This window comes from Polaribacter marinus (genome assembly GCF_022662535.1).
In the GTDB taxonomy this organism is placed as follows: Bacteria; Bacteroidota; Bacteroidia; order Flavobacteriales; family Flavobacteriaceae; genus Polaribacter; species Polaribacter marinus.
On record NZ_JAKQYM010000039.1, the window covers coordinates 1 to 3,277 of the forward strand.

Genomic DNA, 3,277 nt, shown 5'->3' on the forward strand with positions numbered 1-3,277 from the left:
ACTATAATTAAGTGTTTAATTTTTAGTCAACCTATTTCAGGAAAGTACAGGTTTCAAATTATGCCTAACGTTGTTGTATAAGCTTTGTTGCGTTGTTTAAGTAGTGAATTTAGTAAATAAATAACGAATAGAATATTCCGCAGGAATATTCGTAAGCAGGCTAGACCTAGCAATTAAAATTATACACGGCTTTGTTGTAGGTAGTGCTTTATCATTCTAACTTCTCTGTTTCATTATTCTTAATGTTAAAAGATTTTTGTTTTATCCAATTAATCGAAATTTCTATAGGTTCTTTTTTATTAGTATTATGTCCTAATGATGGAAATAAAACATATTCAAAAGGTTTGTTTTCTAATTTTAGAGTGTTTATATGTTCAATACACATTTTTACAGGAATTTGAATATCTTTTTCTCCAAAAAGCCATAAAGCAGGGATAGAAAGAGTTTTTAGAAATTCTTTCGGGTTAGTAGCTTTGAATTGATATTTGTCAGGGTCATTCTTGATATGTTCACGTGCGTCTTTTTCCGAATAATTTTCCCAAAAATCTGTTCTCCCATTTGTATAAAACTGAAACCTTAATTGTTCAAGAGTTGTGATTGTTGGTGAACTGAATAAAACCATAAATTTTACTAACGCATTTTTATTTGCAACAATTGGAATTATCCAACCTGCTTGACTCGCACCAAAAAGACCAATAGGCAAATCTTCACTTTTTTTATGTATTAAATCTACAGCATAGCTCGCATCTTTTGCTAATAAATTTAGATTCTCAATACTAATATTATTCGTACCTACTTCGGGTCCTGCATAAATTCCGCCAGATTCTCCAACTCCACGTTTATCATAAGTAAACACTAAAATGTCATTTTTTGCTAATAATTCAGCCATTTTTGACATTCGAGGTACTGAATCAGAACCGTGAACAAGAACTAAAGCTGATTGAGGGTTTTCAGGACTATAAATTGTACCTGCCAATTTTATTCCTTCACTCTCAAATATTACATTTTCTGTTTTGATTAAATCTTTTGATTGAGTGGAAGAAGAATTTTTATTTTCAACTGGTTTATTGCAAGCAAATACAGTTATAATTATAAATAATAAAAAAAGGTTATTTTTAAATTTCATCTTTAGTTTTCCCAATTTACTTTATTATTAACGGATTTTTTTTGCATTACCTACAACGGTTTCGTATATGAAAAGTAGCGAATTTAAATTCACTAACTTTTCAGTTAAACACAAAGATATAAAAAAGCACAAACCTTGATGATTTGTGCTATCCTCACTATTTTTTATATACAATGTTACCCACAGTATTTATTTTAAAAGCTTGTTCATATATATGTTGGATATTATTAGAATCGCCAAAAGTATTAGAAGTAGAAGCATAATAAAGATAGAATCTTTATGTTTGATATGTGCGACTAAAGCCGTTATTAAAAACAATCCAACACCTGCATAAGTCCATTCTTTTAGTTGTAATGAAGCAAAAGGTATTAGTAATACTATTGCAGCTATCAACTTTAAAACAGCTAGTTCTACCCTGAAAAAGTCAGGAAATCCTAAATTTTTAATTCCTTGAATTGTACTTTTACTGAATAAATAGCTATAAGAGCTTAAGAAGAGAAAAGCGGATATTATTGCTGTCGAAGACCAATATATTACTTTCATATTATAAAAAACTATCTTGTAATTGTTTCACTATTTTATGGCCATCTGGGTCAGCTTTTGTTTTTAACTTACAAAAATCTTCAGCCCATTGTGAAGTTCGGATTCTTAAAGGAGGATTTTCGTTTTGAGCAATACCTAAAGCAACTTCTGCGACTTCTATTCCTGTTTGATACACTTGCTCTTTGCTTTCATTTGCTCTTTTTTGGTTTCCTGCCATATATTTGTCAAATATTGGTGCGTATTCGCCTGTTGCAAATTGTCCCTCAATAGCTGTTTTTTCAATAGCAGACGTCATAAATTCTGTAGCTATACCTCCTGGTTCAACACAAGTAATTTTGATATTGAAAGCATCACTAACATAGGTTGCAAGTCCTTCCATAAACCCTTCTACAGCAAATTTAGCACCACAATATAATTCGTTAAAAGGTTGTCCAACCAAACCACCAACAGAAGTAATACTAATAATTTGACCAGATTTTTGTTTTCTCATATATGGTAATACTGCTTGTGTGCAAAATACAACTCCGTGATAATTTACGTCAGTAACCCATCTAATTTCTTCTTCTGAAGCCTGCTCTGTTGTTTTTGCAAAACCAGCTCCTGCATTATTGACTAATACATCTATTTTTCCATCTTTTTCTATAATTGTTTTTACAACAGATGTTATAGAGGCTACTTTAGTTACATCTAAAGGAAGTACTTCTATGTTAAGATTTTCTTCCAAAATTCTTTGTTTAAGCTTGTCAGCTTTTTTAAGATTACGCATTGTAGCGTAAACCTTATAGTTGTTTTTAGCGAATAGAATAGCACTTTCAAATCCTACTCCTGTTGACGTTCCTGTAATTAATACGTTTTTTTTCATAATTGTTAACTTTATGGAATGAATGTTCATTCCAAATTATTGATAAATTTTTTTATTCTTTGATTGCGTCCCAAACCATTATTACTTGATTTTTAAGCGAGGTTTGTTTGTTCTCTGTTTGATTAAAATACCATCTTAAATAAGATAAAATAGCTCCACCTATAAACATTAAAATTTCTTCGATGTCAATGTTTTTTATAATATGTTGTTGTTTTCCTAGTGTTAAAAGTTCAAAAATAGGAGTAATAGATTTTCTACCTTCTTCTTTACTATTTTCCGTTATAATAGGAGAAGCTTGCAGTTGCTCCATAAATTGGAAATAATTAGGATTATCGATGAAAAAGTCGACTGCTATAGTAAAATAGTTTTCAAATTGAGTTTTGATTGGCTTATCCGCTTCAAAATTTTCAAATAATAATTTTTCTTGTTTTTTTATATCTGTGTAAATTTCATTAATTAAGGCATCTTTATTTGGGAAATAATTATAGATAGTTCCCATTCCAGTTTTTGCAGCTTTTCCAATAGCAGACATAGGTGTGTTATGTACACCTTTTTTCACAAGAATTTTAAGAGCAGATGATAATATGGTTTGTTTTTTATTCACTTTGTAAATATATAATAATTGGAATGATTATTCCAATTATTATATATATTTTTTGAAATATGCTGTTTTGTATTATACTGATATAGGTTGACCTTTTTTTAGGTTAATTTATACCGTTCAAAAGATTTTTTTAGCCGTTTAG

Annotated in this window: 4 protein-coding genes; all 4 read right to left on the reverse strand. The window is 29.7% G+C overall.

What is annotated here, in order from left to right:
- Positions 1 to 211: 211 nt before the first annotated feature.
- Complete coding sequence (locus tag MC378_RS15220) at positions 212 to 1,126, reverse strand: alpha/beta hydrolase family protein (RefSeq protein ID WP_242179680.1); 915 nt, start codon at positions 1,124 to 1,126, stop codon at positions 212 to 214.
- A 189-nt stretch (positions 1,127 to 1,315) separates the two neighbouring features.
- Complete coding sequence (locus MC378_RS15225; RefSeq protein WP_072995988.1) at positions 1,316 to 1,669, reverse strand: DoxX family protein; 354 nt, start codon at positions 1,667 to 1,669, stop codon at positions 1,316 to 1,318.
- Between the two features lies 1 nt (position 1,670).
- On the reverse strand, positions 1,671 to 2,531 hold the full coding sequence (locus MC378_RS15230; RefSeq protein ID WP_242179681.1) for an SDR family oxidoreductase: 861 nt from the start codon (positions 2,529 to 2,531) through the stop codon (positions 1,671 to 1,673).
- 52 nt (positions 2,532 to 2,583) lie between these two features.
- A complete protein-coding gene (locus MC378_RS15235) occupies positions 2,584 to 3,135 on the reverse strand; it encodes a TetR/AcrR family transcriptional regulator (protein ID WP_242179682.1) in 552 nt (183 codons plus the stop codon).
- Positions 3,136 to 3,277 lie beyond the last annotated feature (142 nt).